Source organism: Thalassotalea eurytherma (genome assembly GCF_030161415.1).
Lineage (GTDB): Bacteria > Pseudomonadota > Gammaproteobacteria > Enterobacterales > Alteromonadaceae > Thalassotalea_G > Thalassotalea_G eurytherma.
Map to the genome: position 1 here is coordinate 1 of NZ_BSSU01000015.1, position 19,987 is coordinate 19,987.

21 protein-coding genes and 2 riboswitches are annotated in these 19,987 nt (G+C 38.7%); of the genes, 5 read left to right on the forward strand and 16 right to left on the reverse strand.

Translation table 11 applies throughout. The features are described from left to right. The first annotated feature begins 4 nt into the window (after positions 1-4). Positions 5-400: a secondary thiamine-phosphate synthase enzyme YjbQ gene (locus QQK02_RS14340; RefSeq protein WP_407705050.1), complete on the forward strand. Its 396-nt coding sequence runs from the start codon at positions 5-7 to the stop codon at positions 398-400. 41 nt (positions 401-441) lie between these two features. Here the strand turns inward: QQK02_RS14340 and QQK02_RS14345 are convergent, their stop codons facing one another. The 6 genes from QQK02_RS14345 to QQK02_RS14370 form a co-directional block, all read right to left on the reverse strand. Beyond that, complete coding sequence (locus tag QQK02_RS14345; protein ID WP_284208785.1) at positions 442-2,295, reverse strand: TonB-dependent receptor domain-containing protein; 1,854 nt, start codon at positions 2,293-2,295, stop codon at positions 442-444. Positions 2,296-2,347: 52 nt separating this feature from the next. Next, a riboswitch (adenosylcobalamin-variant (AdoCbl-variant) riboswitch) is annotated at positions 2,348-2,442 on the reverse strand. A gap of 33 nt (positions 2,443-2,475) precedes the next feature. After that, complete coding sequence (locus tag QQK02_RS14350) at positions 2,476-3,315, reverse strand: cobalamin-binding protein (protein WP_284208786.1); 840 nt, start codon at positions 3,313-3,315, stop codon at positions 2,476-2,478. Continuing rightward, entirely contained in the window at positions 3,315-3,914 is a 600-nt protein-coding gene (gene cobO, locus QQK02_RS14355; RefSeq protein WP_284208787.1) for a cob(I)yrinic acid a,c-diamide adenosyltransferase, read from the reverse strand. Before cobO ends, QQK02_RS14350 begins: the two co-directional genes overlap by 1 nt. A gap of 16 nt (positions 3,915-3,930) precedes the next feature. Continuing rightward, positions 3,931-4,977 (reverse strand): FecCD family ABC transporter permease, encoded by a 1,047-nt coding sequence (locus tag QQK02_RS14360; RefSeq protein ID WP_284208789.1) that lies wholly within the window; start codon positions 4,975-4,977, stop codon positions 3,931-3,933. Then, complete coding sequence (locus tag QQK02_RS14365; protein ID WP_284208791.1) at positions 4,977-5,786, reverse strand: ABC transporter ATP-binding protein; 810 nt, start codon at positions 5,784-5,786, stop codon at positions 4,977-4,979. The genes QQK02_RS14360 and QQK02_RS14365 overlap by 1 nt, the downstream gene beginning before the upstream one ends. A gap of 84 nt (positions 5,787-5,870) precedes the next feature. Next, positions 5,871-6,049, reverse strand: a riboswitch (cobalamin riboswitch). A 77-nt stretch (positions 6,050-6,126) separates the two neighbouring features. After that, a complete protein-coding gene (locus QQK02_RS14370) occupies positions 6,127-7,017 on the reverse strand; it encodes a mechanosensitive ion channel family protein (protein WP_284208792.1) in 891 nt (296 codons plus the stop codon). A 164-nt stretch (positions 7,018-7,181) separates the two neighbouring features. Here QQK02_RS14370 and QQK02_RS14375 point away from each other — a divergent pair, with 164 nt between their 5' ends. Further along, positions 7,182-7,592, forward strand: coding sequence for a hypothetical protein (locus QQK02_RS14375; protein ID WP_284208793.1), 411 nt, complete (start codon positions 7,182-7,184; stop codon positions 7,590-7,592). A 54-nt stretch (positions 7,593-7,646) separates the two neighbouring features. Here QQK02_RS14375 and QQK02_RS14380 read toward each other — a convergent pair whose 3' ends face one another. The 6 genes from QQK02_RS14380 to QQK02_RS14405 form a co-directional block, all read right to left on the reverse strand. Further along, the gene (locus QQK02_RS14380) at positions 7,647-8,312 is read right to left on the reverse strand and encodes a FlgO family outer membrane protein (RefSeq protein WP_284208794.1); all 666 of its coding nucleotides are present in this window, start codon (positions 8,310-8,312) and stop codon (positions 7,647-7,649) included. A 164-nt stretch (positions 8,313-8,476) separates the two neighbouring features. Continuing rightward, the gene (locus QQK02_RS14385) at positions 8,477-9,679 is read right to left on the reverse strand and encodes an ABC transporter permease (RefSeq protein WP_284208795.1); all 1,203 of its coding nucleotides are present in this window, start codon (positions 9,677-9,679) and stop codon (positions 8,477-8,479) included. Beyond that, positions 9,672-10,625: an ABC transporter ATP-binding protein gene (locus QQK02_RS14390; RefSeq protein ID WP_284208796.1), complete on the reverse strand. Its 954-nt coding sequence runs from the start codon at positions 10,623-10,625 to the stop codon at positions 9,672-9,674. Before QQK02_RS14390 ends, QQK02_RS14385 begins: the two co-directional genes overlap by 8 nt. 84 nt (positions 10,626-10,709) lie before the next feature. Next, entirely contained in the window at positions 10,710-11,807 is a 1,098-nt protein-coding gene (locus QQK02_RS14395; protein WP_284208797.1) for a DUF481 domain-containing protein, read from the reverse strand. A gap of 297 nt (positions 11,808-12,104) precedes the next feature. Next, positions 12,105-12,248 (reverse strand): hypothetical protein, encoded by a 144-nt coding sequence (locus QQK02_RS14400; RefSeq protein ID WP_284208798.1) that lies wholly within the window; start codon positions 12,246-12,248, stop codon positions 12,105-12,107. Between the two features lie 206 nt (positions 12,249-12,454). After that, positions 12,455-12,655, reverse strand: coding sequence for a hypothetical protein (locus QQK02_RS14405; RefSeq protein ID WP_284208799.1), 201 nt, complete (start codon positions 12,653-12,655; stop codon positions 12,455-12,457). A gap of 643 nt (positions 12,656-13,298) precedes the next feature. Here QQK02_RS14405 and QQK02_RS14410 point away from each other — a divergent pair. The 3 genes from QQK02_RS14410 to QQK02_RS14420 all read left to right on the forward strand — a co-directional run bounded on the left by QQK02_RS14410 (position 13,299) and on the right by QQK02_RS14420 (position 17,582). Beyond that, positions 13,299-15,752 (forward strand): M1 family metallopeptidase, encoded by a 2,454-nt coding sequence (locus QQK02_RS14410; protein ID WP_284208800.1) that lies wholly within the window; start codon positions 13,299-13,301, stop codon positions 15,750-15,752. Continuing rightward, positions 15,752-16,252, forward strand: coding sequence for a DUF6702 family protein (locus tag QQK02_RS14415; RefSeq protein ID WP_407705048.1), 501 nt, complete (start codon positions 15,752-15,754; stop codon positions 16,250-16,252). Before QQK02_RS14410 ends, QQK02_RS14415 begins: the two co-directional genes overlap by 1 nt. Positions 16,253-16,715: 463 nt before the next feature. Further along, positions 16,716-17,582 carry a hypothetical protein gene (locus QQK02_RS14420; RefSeq protein WP_284208802.1) on the forward strand — a complete coding sequence of 289 codons (867 nt, stop codon included), beginning with the start codon at positions 16,716-16,718 and terminating at the stop codon, positions 17,580-17,582. Between the two features lie 15 nt (positions 17,583-17,597). Here the strand turns inward: QQK02_RS14420 and bfr (QQK02_RS14425) are convergent, their stop codons facing one another. The 4 genes from bfr (QQK02_RS14425) to QQK02_RS14440 form a co-directional block, all read right to left on the reverse strand. After that, a complete protein-coding gene (bfr, locus tag QQK02_RS14425) occupies positions 17,598-18,065 on the reverse strand; it encodes a bacterioferritin (protein WP_284208804.1) in 468 nt (155 codons plus the stop codon). A 12-nt stretch (positions 18,066-18,077) separates the two neighbouring features. Further along, positions 18,078-18,542 (reverse strand): bacterioferritin, encoded by a 465-nt coding sequence (gene bfr / locus QQK02_RS14430; RefSeq protein WP_284208806.1) that lies wholly within the window; start codon positions 18,540-18,542, stop codon positions 18,078-18,080. Between the two features lie 139 nt (positions 18,543-18,681). Continuing rightward, positions 18,682-18,876, reverse strand: a complete 195-nt coding sequence (locus QQK02_RS14435; RefSeq protein WP_284208807.1) for a (2Fe-2S)-binding protein — start codon at positions 18,874-18,876, stop codon at positions 18,682-18,684. 157 nt (positions 18,877-19,033) lie between these two features. Further along, positions 19,034-19,783 (reverse strand): substrate-binding periplasmic protein, encoded by a 750-nt coding sequence (locus tag QQK02_RS14440; protein WP_284208809.1) that lies wholly within the window; start codon positions 19,781-19,783, stop codon positions 19,034-19,036. Between the last annotated feature and the right edge of the window lie 204 nt (positions 19,784-19,987).

Below are 19,987 nucleotides of genomic sequence, written 5' to 3' on the forward strand. Positions count from 1 at the left end.
ATCTATAAAAAGTAAACCAAGGGGCTTTCATTTAATTACGAATGAAGTTACCAATCAGCTCTCTCAGTTAAGTAAAATTCGTTGCGGGATTTTACATTTATTTATTCAGCATACCTCGGCTTCTTTAACGATTAATGAAAATGCCGACCCTACCGTTCGTTCTGATTTAGAAGCTCACTTCAATAAATTTGCGCCAGAGAATGCTGATTATTACCAGCATACCTATGAAGGAAGTGACGATATGCCGGCACATATTAAGTCGAGCATTTTAGGTTCGTCGATAAGTATTCCAATTACCAATGGCCAACTCAATTTAGGTACTTGGCAAGGCATTTACTTGGGCGAGCATCGCAATCATGGTGGTCAACGAACAATAATCGCGACGATAAATGGCGAGTAAATTGCGCAAGTAGCTTTATTGATTAACTACCTGCGCCATTTTTACATTTGGTACGTTAAACCTAAATACAGCGCACGATCTTGCGTATTATAGTTAACCGCCGTTTGATAATCCTCATCTAACACATTAGTTAATTTTAACTGCGTAGATAACGATTCACTTAAGCCATAATTCAAGCTTAAGTTGACTAAATGATAACTATCTAAGGTTTGCGTGCCTTCTTCTCGTTCACCATTAAATTGATAATCTATGTAGAAATCTACACCATAGAATGTTGTATCAAACTGATAACCGACTAACTCTTTAGCACGTCGCGCTAACTGTTCACCTGTTGATTTATCTTCAGTATCAATATAGCTAGCAGTGAACTGATGACGACCACCAAAACCTTGATAACTTGCCAATAACTCTACGCCATTAATCTCAACTTCGTTGACATTCATCGGTTGATAGAAAAAGTTTTCGTCTGGCTGCCAGTCAATAAGATCATCAATAGTCGAAGAAAATACACTGGCACTAACATCGACACCACGTAAATGGCTATCAAAAATCAACTCAAAAGTCTGTGATGTTTCAGGCACTAAGTCAGGGTTACCTGACGAGTATGGATCTGCCGGCCAATACAAATCATTGAAGGTGGGCGCTTTAAAGCCAGTACCTAGATTCAAGGTTAGTTTATTGTTTTTACTTAATTGGTAAGCAACGCCAGCATTATAAGTTACTTCAGAATCAATATGTTCTATATCATCGTAACGCAAAGCTAATTCAAACGTTGCTTTATCGGCTTGATATAAGCCTTGTGCAAAAACACCGTAAATATCTCGCGATGAAAGAGTGAAATCAGTTGTACTATTTAATGACTCACTATAAAAATCTGCGCCAAAATTCACCTGAAAATGTGGCCATACTTGTGAGTTATTAACAACTGACAATTGATCACGGCGCGTTTCAAAAAAGCTACCGTCTTCTTTATCAACACCATTACCATAGTTTTTTGCGTAATCACGGTTTTGACCAAGCGTTACATTTAAACTGTTTTGTACATGACCAACTTGCCATTCATAGGCGCTTTTTACATACCAAAGGTGCTGTTTAATATAAGTTTGATCAGCTCCCCATGCGTTATCATATTCATTGTCACCTTCAGTCGCTTGTACTAACCAAGATAACTCAAAATCACTATTTATGTTTTGCTGTCCGCGCAGTGCTAGCGTATCGTATTCATAGCCATCAGCGTCGTCTTGCACACCTTGAAAAACATCAAATCCATCGCTTTCTTCATGATTAAAGCTTAATGAACTATGACCGTCACCATGACTAAAACCAGCCCCAGCTTTAATTTGTCGATAGCTGTCAGCACCCATGCTAGCACCAACAAAACCTTCTCCCTGTTCTAATTCTCGAGTAAAGATATTGACTACACCACCGATTGCATCAGAGCCCCAAAGTGCCGCTCTAGGCCCTTTAATAATTTCAATGCGCTCAATAAGCTCTGGGGCAATCGTTTGAATATCAGTTAAACCTAAACTAGCTGAGCTAACGCGCATTCCATTTACTAAGAATAAAGTATGGCTAGCGTTCGCGCCTCTGAGATATAGAGATGCGCTCTGTCCTCGACCACCTTGGCTAGAAATATCAATACCAGCAACCGTAGAAAGTAACTCACTCATTGATTTTGGTTGAATTTTTGCGATATCAGCTTGGTTAATAACAATCTGATTGGCCAGTTGCTCTATTAACTGATTATCACTTCTGCTAGCCGTTACTGTGATGACTTCATCTTCTGCGTACGATATCACTGAAAAGCTTGAGCCAATTATCATCGCAACAGTAAGTGCTGTTAAGCGAGAAGGCTGGTTTGGTTTACTATTTTGTTTTAGTTGTTGGTGTTTCATGTTACCTCTTCCTCAGGCACCCTCCGTACCTTGAAATACATATAGTGATAGTAGACATATAGGCACTCGGACTTAAGCTCTTGCTATTACCGCTGCGGGGGCAGTGCTGAAATCTCATCAACTTCCCCTATATGCTCCTCTTTGCCCAAGCACGCTTGGACCCATTTGATAGACGATTATCTATCGGTACTTATCAATGTCAGCACAAAGCCGTTCAGCACCAATAAGTGCCCTTGATGTAAAACGATGCAGCAAATCTGCATCGGCCATTACAAACTTCTTTTCTTTTACCGCAGGTATCTGTTGCCACTTTAGCCAGTGATTGGCTGGAGATACTGACTGATCCCTTTCCATCGGCACAATAATGATATCGGGCTGCTTGACGATTACATTCTCGACGCTAATTTGTGGGTAGCTTGCTGTTTGCTCAGCAAATACATTTTGCGCACCGCATAACGCCAACACTCGATGTGTCCATGTTGTATTGTTAATGGTCATTAAGGGGTCAGGCCACATTTGATAAAAAGATGCTATTTGTGCTTTGCCAATGTACTGCTGCTTTATCAATGACAACTTGTGCTCAAACTTATTGGCGATTTCATTCGCTTGTGCTGTAACACCTAATAACTTACCTATACGCCGATATTCACTGGCAACCTGATCGATTGACGTTGGGCTGCTGTCGACGATATTCAGGCCAAGGCTTTCAAGCTTTTCAATATCTCCTGCTTTGTTTCCCCCTCGCCATGCGAGCACAACATCAGGTTTCAATGAAACAATTTTTTCAATCGATAAACCATAACTACCACCTACCCGAGGCACCTGCTGAGCTTCTTCAGGAAAATCCGCAAAGTCTACCGTTGCGATTAAGCTTCCCCCTAAACCGAGCTCATAAACCATTTCAGTTGTATGAGGCGACAAGGCGACAATTCTCAGTGCAGCGCTGTTTGACGTGTTTTGAGCACTGGTTTGAAAACTAGCTACCAATAAAAAAACAACGCTAAAGCAAAAATGACGCATCAGTAATCAAAACCTAGTTGTGCTTTAATTCCTGAATCAAATGCGTGCTTTACATTTCTAACTTCGCTTACGGTATCAGCCAGTTCAGTGAGTCTTCTATGTGCACCACGCCCTGTAACCACCACATGTTGCATTTTAGGGCGGCTCTCTAAGGTTTCGATAACGTCATCGATATCTAAATAGTCATAACTCAGCATGTAGGTGAGTTCGTCTAATAAGACGAGATCTATGTTTGGATCTGACAACATGACTTTCGCTGCTTGCCAGGTTTCTTGCGCCGCCTTGGTATCAGCTTCTTTATTCTGGGTTTCCCAGGTAAAACCTGTTTCCATAACGGCAAATGGTACACCTATATTAGCGAGTAAGTTTCGCTCGCCATTGTCCCATTGCCCTTTAATAAATTGGACTACACCTGCTTTCATGCCGTGACCAAGACAACGGATAACCATGCCAAAACCAGAAGTCGTTTTACCTTTTCCGTTCCCCGTTATTACTTGCAAAAGCCCTTTTTCGTCTTGTGCATTGGCTATACGCTCATCGACTTTTTCTTTCAGCTTTTGTTGTCGTTGCTGGTGCTTATCTTGTGATTGCTGCGTCATAATGAGTCCTTAAAAATTAACGTAAAAATGCCGAATGATGACGATTATTTCTGACCAATAGAGTTAGAAAAAACAGACTACCAATTGCTGCAGTTATGATACCTATCGGCAATTCTTGGTTTTCAATAAGTAGCCGAGAAATGATGTCTACCCACAACATGAAAATGCCTCCAACCAAAGCGACAATCATATAAAGCCAAGCAGAACCTTGAGAGTGAAAATAACGAACAATGTGAGGAATGATCAGGCCAACAAAACCAATACCGCCGCAGTTGGCTACTAAAACTGCCGTCATCAATGCGCTAAGCGTTAACATCAGCATACGAAGTCGATTTGGGTTTACGCCAACAGTGAGTGCAGTTTCATCGCCCATAATCATGGCATTAAGTTGGCGATGACGACTTTGAATAAATAAATACATAACGGTGAAAATAACAGCACTTATTAGCACACCATCGAGCTGTGTTCTGGTAAAGCTACCTAATGTCCAAAACATAATCGCACTGATAGCTTGCGGGTCACTAAAATAAAGCAGGAATGAAGTGAAGGCACTAAACATAAATGATAACGCAACGCCTGCCAAAACAAGTGTATGCAAATTAGCTTGATAACGAGTGATAAAGATCAATATAGCGATAACCACTAAGCTACCGATGAATGCTGCAACAGAAAGGCCAGTAAAACTCAAAAGGTACGTTGATGCATAAAGGTCGACATTAAACATTACCATCGTAAGAACAACAGCAAAGGACGCACCAGAAGACACACCAAAAAGATAAGGATCTGCCAACGGGTTTCTTGTTACCGTTTGCAAGACTAAGCCCGACAGCGCCAACCCGGCCCCAGCGATAAAAGCCATTAAGGTGCGCGGTAACCTTAACTGCCAAATGATTTGGCTGATAGCTTGCGACTCTTGTTCTAGAAACAAACTGTTGATTACATCATTAAACGATATCGACACCGCACCGATTATCAGACTCAACATAATTGAGGTAACAGCCAACAGACAAATCAAAAGTATCGATAACATTGCTTTTGGGTTGGCCTTTTTATAGCTAGACATCACGTAGCCAACCTTTGATAATCGTAAATAACCATAGGATGTTCGCCAGTAGGATGTGACACGACATTGGCTTCAACATCAAAATAGGCTTTGATATTGTCGTTAGTAATGACCTCTGCTGGTTCACCATTGGCGACTAATTCACCGCTATGTAATAACAAGAGCCTATCTGACATCGCACTTGCTAGATTTAAATCATGAAACGATGCTAAGACAGTCATATCTAACGATTTCGTTAACTGCATAATTTCTAGTTGATATTTAATATCTAAATGACTCGTCGGCTCATCCATAATCAATAATTTTGGTTGCTGAACAATCGCTTTGGCAATTAATACTCTTTGTTTTTCACCACCGGATAGCGTCTCGTATCCTTGGCGACTTTTCTCGAACATACCAACAGCATGCAACGCATCAATAATTTGGCTGTGTTGAGATGATGACAATGATGAAAAGAAGGTTGAATAAGGCACTAAACCCAGAGCCACCACATCAAAAGCACAAAGATTAAAATCATTTGGTAACTCTTGCACAACCACCGCAATGTTTTGAGCAAGCGTCCTATTATCTATCGCGCCAAGCAATTGTTGGTCGAAATAAATATCGCCTGCTGTTGGTGATAAATATCGATAGAGACATCGAAGTAAGGTCGACTTACCAGCGCCATTACCTCCAATTAAACCTACAAATTGTTTATTCGAAATTGCAAATGAAATGTTGCTAAGTATCGATTGGTTTTGATAAGCAAATGACAAGTTATTGCATTCAAGTAATGCATTGTCATGTTGGCTATTAAAAGCAGTTGTCATTATTCATGCCTATCAAAAAGCGGATGCACGACAACGCACCAATAGGCGAAATGTCAGTGAAGAGTATTCCCGCTCAACCTTGTTAAAAATGTATCGTAATTTACTGGTATCCTGACTTACAGCATCTAGATATAACCCTTCCAAGTTGCCTCGTGGTTGCTATATCGCTCTGTTCACAGTTGCGGGTACAGTTGCGAAATTCCATCGCATTCCCAGATCACGCTTTTAAAAAGCTATGATAAATAAACTACGTTATGAAGATGCCCATTATCTACAGCTTTAAAAAGATTACAAGAAAATCACCTTCGACAATTAAGAGTTTTTTCTTCTATATCATGTCCTAACTAGCTTCTTTGATAAGATGTACATCGCGCTGAGGGAATGGAATCGTGATATTTTCCTTAGCAAGTGCAAGGTAAATTGCTTTATTTGCTAAATATTTAAAGGCAAACAATTCATTGGTTGGTACCCAAATTCGAACATCGATATTTATTGCGCTATCGGCGAACTCCCCAATACCGACTTGGCATTTATTCGATTCATCTAGTCCGTCTAGCCCTTTCACCGTTCGTTCAACCAATGACGTTACTTCAACAGGGTTGTCGTTATAAGAAATACTAACACTAAGTTCCAACAGTGAATTTTCTTTAGAGTTATGAAGAACTTCTCCAACAATATGTTTATTAGGTATCGTAATTTCGACGTCATCTTCATCGACCAAAATCGTATAGGCTAGTAGTACTTCCCTAACGATACCTTTAACACCTTGTACGGTTATCGTATCACCGACTACAAAAGGGCGAATCAAGATGATATTAAAGCCCGCCGCATAGTTAGAGAGCAGCCCTTGAAACGCTAAACTAGCACCTAAGGAAATGGCACCTATTGCCGCTACAAATGGTGTGACACTGATGCCTAATTTACTTAGTGACATAATAAGCACTAAGGCAACTATTAGCATTTTTGACGTGTTGGCTAAGAATTTACTTAAGGTAACGTCTAACTGTTGTTTTTCACAAAGTCGCAAAACGACGTTAGCGATTTTACCTGCAACAAAATAACCCAAAATGAAAATAAGAAATGCACCAACAAGCTGAAAACTGTAGTTGGCAAAAAATTCGACAATCAATTGATAGAAGTAAGTCACTTGATCCAGTTCTTCTTTTAGCAATTCTGACGGAGCCAGACTATTGATAGACGAACTTGATTCATTTTGTTCGGCTTGCAGCATAACGATTTCCTAACTATTTTATATACTTAACATTAGTATTACGTGTTCAGTTACATTTTTCTACATAGTTTCTAATAGAAAATTACACGAAAAACGACGATAGTTAAGAAATAAACGATAAGTTAACAGTTTGTGTACACAAAATTACTACGCTAGGAGCGATCATGAAAAAACTAATTACCGCCATTACAGTCTTAATGTTATCAACATCGGCAATTGCCGCATCAACAGTTACTGAAGGAGTTATAGAGAAGTCTGATGCGATAAGCACAAAAGCAGGTAAAGACGGTAAACCAATTTTAGGCGCAGCTGTTGGCGTAGGAATTGGTTCAGCATTCGGTAGTGGTAGTGGCAACGACGCAGCTAAAGTAGTGGGTGGCATTATGGGTGCACGCCGTGCAGCAGCTAAACAACAACAAACTGTTTACGGCTGGAGATACATTATCAAAGTAGGCGATCAGTTACAGGCTGTAGATGTTTGGTGTGACAAGCCACAGTCTCAATGCCCAGGTTTTGCGCCAGGTGAAGAAGTTTACATTATTAATGGTAAAGACATTGCCAGCAAAGCTAAATAGAACTGCTTACTAAAGATTAATAAAAAAGCGACATTACGTCGCTTTTTTGTTTTTCTATTTTTCTATTTTTACCCAACGATCTTCATCATAATCTTCTAATGGCAGAATCGTCACGCCGTCTTTAACTATGCGGTTTTGTTTATCAACCTCTCGCCCCATTGCCCAACGTGGCACAAACGTTTGCGCTGAAGCAACTACAACATGCGACATCATACCAATCATCCGCGCATTAACGATATAACCTTCAGCTTGCTCAACCATAGTACCGGTAACAACATAGTCGATAATTTGACGTTGTGATAACTCTTCATAGTTTCTGCTAAAAACAAAATCACCTTCAGGCGTTACGCGGAAAAAGCCGGTAGATTTATAATCAACAACCACTAAGCCATTTTGCTGTAGGTGATGCATAAAACTTTCGGCAAGCTGGTTGCCTAGCCAGTTGGTTGATTCTAAATCAGACAAGTTCACAAATGATGCAACAGCAACAGGCGTATTAGGATTAACAAAGCTACTAGTCTCAAGCATTTGCTCTGTCAGCCCAGCAACGATGTTGTTTAACTGATGGCTAGGTAATTCATCTTTATCAATTTCTCTAGCAAGATGCTCTGTAGACTCATCTTGACTATGTTCAGCAAAATAGCCGTACTCTTCTTCACTTTGCATTGACGTACAAGCGACAAGCAAAGTTAAGCTCAATGCACCAATTAAAAATCTCATTCTTAACCCTTATCCTGATTCTATAACAAGTCACACTGCATATTTAATGCCAATAAAAAATCATTATTTATGACGCTTTCAATAAAATTAAGCACAGTGAATGACCGATTAAAGTTAAGTGATTTTTATAACGTAAAAGGCCCAAATTATTTGGGCCTTTTACGTTAGGTTGGATCTTTAATGAACCATCTGCACATATCTAAAATACTAGGCTCTTTGCCATACATCGTCATACACATTTTAAATAATCTAGCCGCCGCTTTCCTGATATAAACACAGGTTAACACGGTAAGTATTAAAGCCAATATAGGTTGCCACAAAGGCACATCAATCAAGGACATTTTCACCGGCATAGCGGCAAAAGCCGTCAACGGAAACATACTTAAAAATGTTAAAGCCCAACCAGACGGGCTTTCTAATGTAATAAACGTAATGATCAAAGGTAATAACGGCAACATCATCATTGCTGACTTACCGCTATGGTTAGGATCATCGATGGCAGCCGCTATCGACGCCATAATACAGGTACAAAAATACACACCAGTAACAGCAAACAATATCAACCAAGGCAGAAGTCCCCAATCAATAAAAGAGAAGTCGACACTGCCACCGTTTAACACGACTGTAGTGAAAGCCATCACCAACATAAATGTAATAACCATTGTCACCATAGCCTTTATCGCGTGCAGCATTTGACCGATAATTTTGCCATCAATCCAAGTTTGTGGGCTAATACAAGAATACAACTGTTCGGTCACGCGCTGCTGCTTTTCGCCAGTTACACTGACAAATAACTGTCCGAACGAGGTAAAAACGCCAACAGCTATAATAATTAGCATACCTATTGCTACCGCTTCACTGGTTTTCTCTTTAGATTTTACGGTTTTATCTAAATATTCAATCTTGAGTGTCGCGCCCGTGCGAATAGCAGCTAGTTGAGATTCAGACAAGCCAAGCGTTTGACTATAAGAATCTTTATAGTGATTTTTTAACACACTTCTCAGCTCGTTGATCCAGCTTTGTTTATCGCGACTATAGATATGTAAATTGGGCAGTACACCTTGCTGTGAAGTTTCAATGACAACAGCGTCCCACGTTTCATTTTTCAATTCTTCTTTCAATTCACTTAGATCTTTTGTCACTTCGTCAAAGACAAATTTGTCACTGTTGAGGGTTAACTCACCAACAGGCTTAATCGCTACTTTATATTCGTCGGTATAATCATGCTTTACCGTTTGCCACAAGAAGACAACTAAAGCGATACCAACCATGATTAATTTAGAAATAATCTCTTGTTTCCACTTAAAGAAATGAAGAAACTCCCAACTTGCGACTAACCAAGTTTGCTGAATTGACGACTTAGGCATATTGCTTCTCCTTAGCTGGTCGTTGTTGCTTTTCTTCCTTATGTTTGGAAATCGCGTGTAGGTATAATTGATGCAAATCTAGCGACTGGCTGTGTACAGATTTAATATTCCCGAAGGTGGTCAATGATGCCAAAACGTCGTTGATTGATTGAGATGGCTGCAATAAAACCTGCAAACTTTCCTCTGTAAGTTGCTCTATCGTTAATCCGTGATCACTTGATTGGATTTTCAGACGATCGATCGTGTCATAAGTCACCTTAAGTACAGCATTGGTTGCCGCTTGTTGTCGTATATCATGCAAACTGCCATAGAACACTGCTTCACCAAGATTCATTAACAGCATACGATCCGCTAATTTTTCAACCATTGCCATTTGGTGAGCACTGAGAATAACAGTCATGCCTTTTGCTTTGAGTTCAGTAAGAAACTCGACAACTTTCTCTTGATTCACAGGATCTAAGCCTGAAAATGGCTCATCTAAAATAACCCATTTAGGATTATGGATTACTGCACTAATTAGCTGTACTTTTTGCTGGTTGCCCTTTGAAAGTGATTTAAGTTGCTCATCTAATCTATCGCTCAAGTCAAACTTTTCGAGCCACTGAGTAGCTTCTTGTTGCGCATCAGCTTTTGACATGCCATGCAGTCGGGCAAAGTAGACCAAATTCTTAAGTACAGATTTTTCAGGGTATAAACCTCTATCTTCAGGTAAGTAACCTAAAGCTTGTGACGGAATATGACTAAAGAATTGGCCAGCAAGGTTTAAAGAAATTTGGCCGTCATCTGGGTGTGTAAACCCTGTTAACATGCGCACTAAACTCGATTTCCCGGCGCCGTTGGGGCCAAGTAAGGCAAATATTTCACCTTGGCTTACATGAAAAGACAGCGCATTTACCGCTGTTAAGTCACCATATGTTTTGGTGACCTGATTAACTGTGAGTTCCATTTCAGTCCTTCGATTGACTATTTACAAATAATTTACATTTGTTTGTTTGTAAACACCAGCGTTAAAGGACATTAATCATTGATTTTAAAGCTCAATACCTAACGATATAAACGTTCTAAAATCGTCTTTTTCAGGCGTAATATTCTCTTCATTAGGTTGTGGATCTGATTGGCGATCCCAGATGAAAGAAATGTCTAAATCAATATCTTTAAAAATGTCGTATTCAAAGGTAACAAATAACTCATGACGCAAACCACCACTATCTTTGTCACCATAATCCACTGAATACGATGCTTCAAAATCGAGATCTTTGCTGATTTCTTTCTCAAAGTTAGTTTCCAAAAAGACACCAAAAGATTTCTCTTTTCTATCAGCGCCCTCTTGAACATTTACGTAATAAGTTTTTCGGTAACTTGGACCAACTGAAATATCCCATTCCGTCTTAGGAGTATCAATAAAGTAGTAACCAACACCAGCACCGACAGTGTATTGATTGTCTAAGTTTTTAAACGGGTCTCGAACTGCAGTGAGTAATAATGGCCTAAAGAATAATTTCTCGGTGTAAAAAACATCGTAAGTCGCCGATAGCGATGCATTATTTTCAATTTCCACGTTTTCACTTTCTGAACGCGTCATAAATGCATCTAGTATTAAGCGAGAGTCAACGGTTCTTCGCTTACCATTTAAACGAGCGTTCCACTCAGATTGGTCAGTATTACCAATACTTAAGCTGTAACCAAAATTGACTTTAATATCCCAAATATCTAACCCAGTCGTTTTTTCACTGGCGATCGTCAACACTTCATAAAAAGTAAAAGCATCTTGCTTGCCCAGCAGGCTACCTTGCCGATCGATAATTTCAATTGGCGCTTTGATTATGCTGCCATCTCGTAGTTTAAGTGCATGAACACGCGCAGAAATAATCGAATGGATGTCGTCATATTCTATGACTAAACTATTTAGTACATCACTTTCAAATGACAACTCATCCTCATAGTAACCTTCTACTTCACCTTTAAGCCACTCGCCCGACTTTAAGCGAACCCAATCAAAAATAGGATCAGTTTTAGCTAGCTCAACTAAAGCTAACTCTTCTTCTTTTAATGGCTCGGCTTCTAAATAAAAGCTGCTCATACCGATTAAAAGTGCCACCGTACTGATCAACAGTTTTTTTATTAACATGCTGTGATTCCACGTCCTACCTGAGAGGTTTCTGTAATGAGTTAAATTTTAGTTAAAATACTACGACAATCAATAAATTGCGATAATAAAGTTGGTTGGGTTATCAACTGATACATTTAGCTTACCAACCATATTCAAGAGTAAGAACTGATTAAAAAACAAATTGATTGACCATTCATTTTTATGGGTATTGCGCGCTGAAATTATCTTGAATTAGCTCATCGATTAGCAATCAGTAAGAATGAGTAATCAATAAAAAAAATTTGTGTGAATAAAGCGAACTACATAAAACGCTAACTATATCGACATATCAAGCTTTTTTGCTTGCTGCTTGATGACAGACACAAGTGAGCGACTATTCATAATACGCATGGTTTTTGCGCCTTTAAATTGAACAATTTTCCTATTGCTTTTATCCGATAAGCGCTTAATTGCTTTCACTGTAGACGTTTCATCTTGTCGGCTATAAAAAACATATCCAAACTCGAGCTTAAATCTAATGCTGGAGAAACGAGCGCTTGAGTATGAATGATTATAGGTTCGTTAATGTACTAATGGAAATTTTATAATGACCGCTAAGCCACCGGATACGACTTTGGCGCGCAATAATAGAGCCCTGATGAGCATTGATAATATTCTGCTTATTGCTAACCCGAGACCAGCACCACCTGACTTCGGTTTCTAAATTTCACTGCGCGGTATAAGCGTTCGAATATATTATCAAGTTCGTCATCTGGTGCGCCTGGCGCAGTATCCTGAACAACTAAAATCAATACATTGTGTTTGATTTTTATCTTTAGATTAATCGGGCTGATAGTCATTGACTGCATCAATAACAAGAGCGCCATCTTCTATCGCTTTTGTATCAAAACCTTGATGTAGGTAAAACAATATTAAGTGTTCTGAAATATCGCTATCATCTCTACAATAAGAATTTTTTGTTTATCTGTCATTTAGCATATCGTTGCTGTTCATTCCGTATAGAAGCATTATTTTAAGTTGAAGTTAATCATATAATAGCGTTTTAGCTACTGTAGACCATTAATTGACTAAACATTCCTTTTTATTTTCATATTTAAATTCATTAATAGGTGTGACTTTATAACCAATAATCATCCCAACTATCTACTTTCATTAAAAACGCTTTTCTTTGCGCTATTTTGTCTTTTTTTTGCGCTAAGTGACCAATCAATCCACTTTACTAATGTAACCCTTACGTGCATTATGTTGTGCTAAATTATTATGGTTATATTGCGAAAATGCATTACTGCAAATTTTGCAAAGTTTAAACCTGATAAAAGGCAAGTAGCTGCCTTAAACATCGTAACTTAATAATAACACTCCTTAAAAAGGGTGAAGCGATGTAAATTCTCATTGACCTGTTTATACACTTCTTGGCATCAACAAGCTAAACACGTTTGGCTAACCAATAAGTTACAAGATAACAAATATATTGATGAGTTCATTCACCTACAACCAAAACGAAGAAACATGAAAGTTAACAACTCAATTGCTTTAGCTTTATTGGTACCTTTAACGCTTGCAACGTCGGTTTATGCGTCGGCAATCAAGCAAACTAAAGGTAACTTTGAAGACAAATTCCGTCAGCTTGAAGAAGTTTTACCAACGCCAAACGTTTATCGTAATGCCGCTGGTGAGCCAGGTGAAAACTACTGGCAACAACAAGTTGATTACAAAATCAAAGTCACACTTGATGAAGAAAAACGTCGTTTATCTGGTAGTGAGAAGATTACCTATCAAAATAACTCCCCTTATAAGCTGAAGTACTTATGGGTGCAGTTAGACCAGAATATTTTTAAAGACGATTCAATTGCCAATATGACTAATAACTTTGGTGGTATTGGTAATCGTGGTCCGGCATCTTCAGCAGGCACAGGTAATAAGCCAGCTAAACTAAGTTTAGGTGCGTTGCGTCGTCAACAGTTCTTAGCGGATAACGAAGTAGGCTACGAAATTAGCGCAGTGAAAGACAGCAAAGGTAAAGCATTAGCATTTACAGTTGTTGGTACTCAAATGCGTATCGACTTACCAAAACCATTAAAGTCAGGCGATGATGTAGAGTTTTCTATCGATTTTGCATTCAACATCGTTGAAGAAAATGCGGTTTCTGCACGTTCAGGTTATGAAAAGTTTGAAGATGGCAACGACATTTTCTTATTAGCTCAGTGGTTCCCTCGCTTACACGCATATACTGACTACGAAGGTTGGAACAACAAAGAATTCTTAGGTCGCGGTGAATTCACGCTTGAGTTTGGTGACTACGAAGTAGAAATCAATGTACCAGCTGACCACATTGTTAGTTCTACTGGTGTGTTAACGAACCCTAAAAATGTTTTAACAAGCACACAACGTAAACGTTTAGAAGAAGCTAAAACAGCTAAGCGTCCAGTATTTATCGTCACTGAAGAAGAAGCGTTAGAGAACGAAAAAGAAGGTACAGACAAGCGTAAAACGTGGAAGTTTAAAGCTGACAACGTACGCGATTTTGCTTGGGCCTCTTCTCGTACTTTCATGTGGGATGCAAAAGGCTACAAACAAGGTGGAGATGTTCAAGACCATGTAATGGCAATGTCATTCTACCCTGTTGAAGGTGGTGATCTTTGGAAGAAGTACTCTACAGAGTCTGTTATCCATACCATGGAAGTATACTCACGCTACTCTTTTGACTACCCATATCCAACAGCACAATCTGTAAACGGTCCTGTAGGCGGTATGGAATACCCAATGATCACGTTTAATGGTCCTCGTACTGAATTACGTGATGACGGTTCTCGCACATATTCTCAAGCAGAGAAACGTTTCTTAATTGGTGTTGTTATCCACGAAATTGGTCACATCTACTTCCCTATGATCGTTAACTCAGACGAACGTCAATGGACTTGGATGGACGAAGGTTTAAACAGCTTTTTAGACGGTGTTGCTGGTCGTGAATGGGATCCTACAATCCCATGGGGTGTAGAGCCTCGTGACATTACTGGCTACATGAAGTCTCAAAACCAAGTGCCAATCATGACACAATCTGACAGCGTATTACGTTTAGGCCCTAACGCTTACACTAAGCCTGCTGCTGCACTTAATATTTTACGTGAAGTTATCTTAGGTCGTGATTTATTCGACTTTGCATTTAAAGAGTTCTCTGAGCGTTGGATGTTTAAACGCCCTACACCTTCTGATTTTTTCCGTACCATGGAAGAAGCATCAGGTGTTGACTTAGATTGGTTCTGGCGTGGTTGGTTCTACTCAACAGATCACGTAGATATTTCAATCGATAAAGTTTACAAAATGCGTTTAGATACCAAAAACCCAGATATTGATTACGGCCGTTTACGTGATATTGAAAACGACAAGCCATCTTCATTATTTGTTGAACGTAACAAAGCTGAAGGCAAAACACTATGGGTTGACCGTAACCCTGACGTAACTGACTTCTACGACGAAAATGACCGTTTTACAGTAACGAACAAAGAACGTAACGCATACAACAAGTTCCTTAAAGGCTTAAAGCCATGGGAACGTGAAGTATTCGATCGTGCTATCAAAGAAGACAAAAACTACTACGTGTTAGAGTTCTCTAACAAAGGTGGTTTGGTTATGCCAATTATTCTTCAGCTAACATATGCAGACGGCACAACGGAAGATCAGTACATTCCAGCTGAAATCTGGCGTCGTACTCCGAAAAACGTTCGTAAGTTAATTGTTACTGATAAAGAAAAAGAACTTGTTAGCGTTGCGGTTGATCCAGGTTGGGAAACAGCTGACGTAGATGTAGAAAACAACTACTACCCACGTCGCATTATCCCTTCACGTGTTGAAGCTTACAAAGCGAAGAAGAGCACACAAAAAGTTCGTCGTGACATCATGAATGATATCAAAACAGAACTTAAAAAAGACGAAGATAAAGAAGAAGAGAAGAAGGATAAATAATGCCAAAGGGCTTATTAATTTTTCTCAGCGCAGTATTGATGATGGTCTCGCACAATGTGCTTGGCCATCAGCAAAAAGCGGCTGAAACAACGGTTCTTTTTAACGAACGTTCTGGCCATGTTGAAGTGATGCATCGTTTTTATTTGCACGATACTGAGCATGCCGTGCAAGACCTGTTTAACGATAAGCACGCTGATATTCTGGATTCAGAAGAAACCCAGCAGCTTTTTGCTAACTATGTCGCTAAACAGTTTGGCGCTAGTACGTTAAAAGGCGAGCGACTTTCTTTAGACAGCGTAGGTTTTGAAGTTGAAGGTAAATTCTTTTGGGTTTATCAAGACACAGCACTACCAAAAGGTGTTCAAGGACTAAATCTTCGCAATGGTGCATTACGTGACTTATGGCCTATGCAAATTAATATGGTCAATATTGAAAGACAAGGTGACGTAAAAACACTTTACTTTAAAGATAATGAAGAGTGGTTAGAGGTTCGCTTTTAACAAAACGTTCTGCATCTAAGTCTATATTATAAATAAAAAAACCGAAGCCATTGCTTCGGTTTTTTATATCGAACAGTGTAAGGTTAGTGAATACATCGTCTTCGATATAATCATAATTCAAGTGAAGTTAACTTAGTCTAGAGTTATGAGAATAAGGAAGAATTGTGGAATATTTTCTACCGTGCTTTAGCCTGCATGAACTTTAATCACATTACAAACCAAGAAAAAATCTGACAACATGTTAGATAGGTTGATATTTTTCAACATGTTACATGTTCAACAAGTAAGTTAAAGGGGCTAAGAAGCAGGGTCATTATTTTATATACGTTATTAGCTAAAGAAGAATCACCTCCTAAAAAGGTTGACCAGTTGAATAACTTCTGTATATTTCCTACTCCCTCGTCTGTTTATTTTTTATACTCGACGTGCTTAACAGGACTATAAGCTAATGGATTTTTTTCCGATGATCGTATTCAAATCTTTTGTTTTTTCAATATTAATTTTTAGTACTTTTAGCCACGCAACGACAATTCAAGTAGCCGTTTTTCAAGATCATTTTGATGCAATAAATAGTTTTGCAAAAGATCAAGCATGTCCAAGCCAAATCCCTATTCAATACGAGGATAATCAAATGGTGGCTGAATATTTAATTCTCTGTAACGCACTTGCCGCATCCGGACAGAACTTTAGAATGAGCCTAGTTTCAGTGCCAGTTGCTGAAAGGGCACTTCAAGCGATAGAGCAAAGAAAAGCTCATGTGACGGGCTTTGGTCTCTGGCAACAACAAATTTCAAAATTTGACGCTAAAGCATCATTAAGACTGCTAGACAATAACGAATTTACTAAAGGCCTTTTTACTTCACAGGAGAAGTCAAAAACATTGGATTTCTTCAAGTTAAAAAACAGGCACGACTACATTGTCGCCCTCAATAAAAACTGGCAACACGATTGGTCTGAGCTTAACTGTTCTGGCTTAACACTTAAACATATCGATCAATACGAACAAATGTTTAAGTTGGTGGAATTAGGACGTGTCGATCTCGTACCGCTTACATTTAACAGCAAGCACGACATGCAAAGAACAGCATTTGGTATTCCGTTGTACCCAATTAAAGGCATCAAGTTTACCATCAATGATTCGCTGCATTTCGCCGTTAACGATAAAACGCCTGCCGGAAAAGCACTATCAAAAGCGCTAGATATTGGTTTACAAAAACTAAATCAGCAAACTTTTATATCTAGCGTATACAATCAACTAGGTGTCACAAACCTTGAAATACAACATTGGCAAGATGTTGGTTGCCAATGTACTAGTTATACGCAGAAATAAGACTTAGTGAAGGTTTCACATCTGGGATTGTAAGTAGTTAGCCAAGCTAATTTTATCGATTAGACCAAGTTGTTGCTCTAACCAAAAAGCATGGTCTGATTCTGTATCGTTGATTAATGTCTGGAGCATATCTCGTGACACATAGTCTTGCTCTTTTTCACACAACGCCATGACTTCTTTCAGCTTATTGTCTACTGCGTATTCTACGTTTAAATCACTTTGCAACATTTCAGGCACTGTACTACCAATCACAATCTCTTCTCTTGTTTTCATGTCGGGGATCCCTTCTAAAAACAAAATACGCTCAATCAACAATGACGCATGACCTTTTTCATCATCGAACTCATGATCAATGCGTTCGAATAATTTGGTTAAGCCCCAATCATGGTACATTCTCGAGTGAATAAAATATTGGTCCATCGCAGCCAACTCAAAAGCAAGCAATTGATTTAACGAGTCAATGATCTCTTTATTACCTTTCATAGTTATTCACTCCTATAACTGTGCTTGAAGGTATTTCTCAATACCCATTTGTTCAATTTGATACTGTTGAGTTTCAATCCAATCAATATATTCTTCTTCACCCTCCAGGAGCTCTGCTAGTAAGTCTCTACTAACAAAATCCTGCAACTGTTCACAAGTAGCAATAGATTGCTGAAGTATCGTGCGTTGATTTAATTCAAATTGATAATCACAAGAAAGCATTTCAGGTGTGTCTTCACCTATTGATAATTGACCAAGCTGCTGCAAGTTTGGCAAACCCTCGAGAAACAAGATACGTTCAATTAACTTGTCTGCCTGTTTCATATCCAGAATGGATTTTTTGTAACATTTATCATTAAGCTGAGAAAAGCCCCAGTTTTTATAGATACGTGCATGTAAAAAGAATTGATTTATTGAGGTTAATTCTGAGGTGAGGACCTTGTTCAAAGTCACCACTATCTCAGTTTGAATTTTCATATTATTACCCTAAAAGTTTAGCGAACAATATGAGTATAGAAAGAGTTAGGAAATATGCAAAAAAGTTAATAACTTCATGCAATTAGCAAACGATAATGATTATTAATTAGTTTGCTTTATGAGCGCTTAGTATTTGATTTTAGCCAACATCTTTAAATAGGCTTTCGTCTACAATGGTGTCATCAATAATTTGCTGAGTAAGCTTTACGCAAGTGCCACATTGCGATGCAATATCAAGTTTGAGCTTAAGTTCACGGATAGATCCCGCACCTTGCTCAATAACCATTTTTTTGATTTGTTTATCTGTAATACCTTTACAAATACAAACGAACATAACTACCTCAACACTTCGAAACGCAAGTGATAATAATTACCATTTACAAGATAATCAAGTACCAATCGCTGGACTTATGATAAGTTCTTAATGACAAAGGAATTAAAGTTTGAAGAAAAAATTCAAACGACTATTTGTTAGCTATATTCCGAGAGATTTAACGTTTGAGAGATGGGCGTTGAGCCACTAACATTTCTTTTGGCACTTGATATTTAGCCATAATATTTTGATAAATTCCTTTTTCCATACCTAAGGTAATTGCTTGGTTAACCACCTTTAACATTGCTAAACTTTCCGGTTTATTGTTAGCGAACGCAACATGTAAACTGCGAAGCTCTGAGCGATTAGGATCAAATATAATATCTTCTTTAATGTCTATTAGCTCATTATTCAAAATATACTGGCCATAACCTTTCGCCATAATAAAACGATCGACGCGCTTATGGTGCAAGAGCATTAAACCATCTTGTGCTGTCGTAACATTCAGTAATTTTTCAGGTTTCAAGTAAGATAAGATTTTGTCGTTACCACCAAGCCTAACCGCGGCTATAACTTTGTCGCCATCAGGATTTTCTCTATGTTTATAGCAACCAAAAACCTCATAGGCTAACGGTTGTGATAAAACAGCCCACTTATTACGTTCTTCAAAGTTTGCCGCGAGAAAAAGGCCATGGTTTGTGCCTGCCTGCACTAAAGACTTCGCTCGTGCCCAAGGCATTGGTTTAGCAACTAACTCAACATCCAATAAAGCTAGGCTTTGCGATAGAAATTCCCAATTTGCTCGATAAACTAAATAGTTGTTGTCCATCATATCTTGATGATCAGGACCTACCGAGAAGCGCAATGTCGTCGCTAAAGTATTAAAGGATAATAATAATGAAAAAAATGTAAATAAAAGGAGTTTCATACCTAATTTACCAACGCTAGCCTACTGTAAGTGTAAATCAAAAGACGATATCTTTCGAATACTGAAGTAAATACTTCATTTATTCATGAAGTTCTTTATTAAACAGAATGTCTTAGCTCAATCTTAAATTTTAAATTACTCGACTTGCGATGGAGTCACAGCGTGTTAATAATATGTTACCATCTGACGTAATCGGTGTTATTT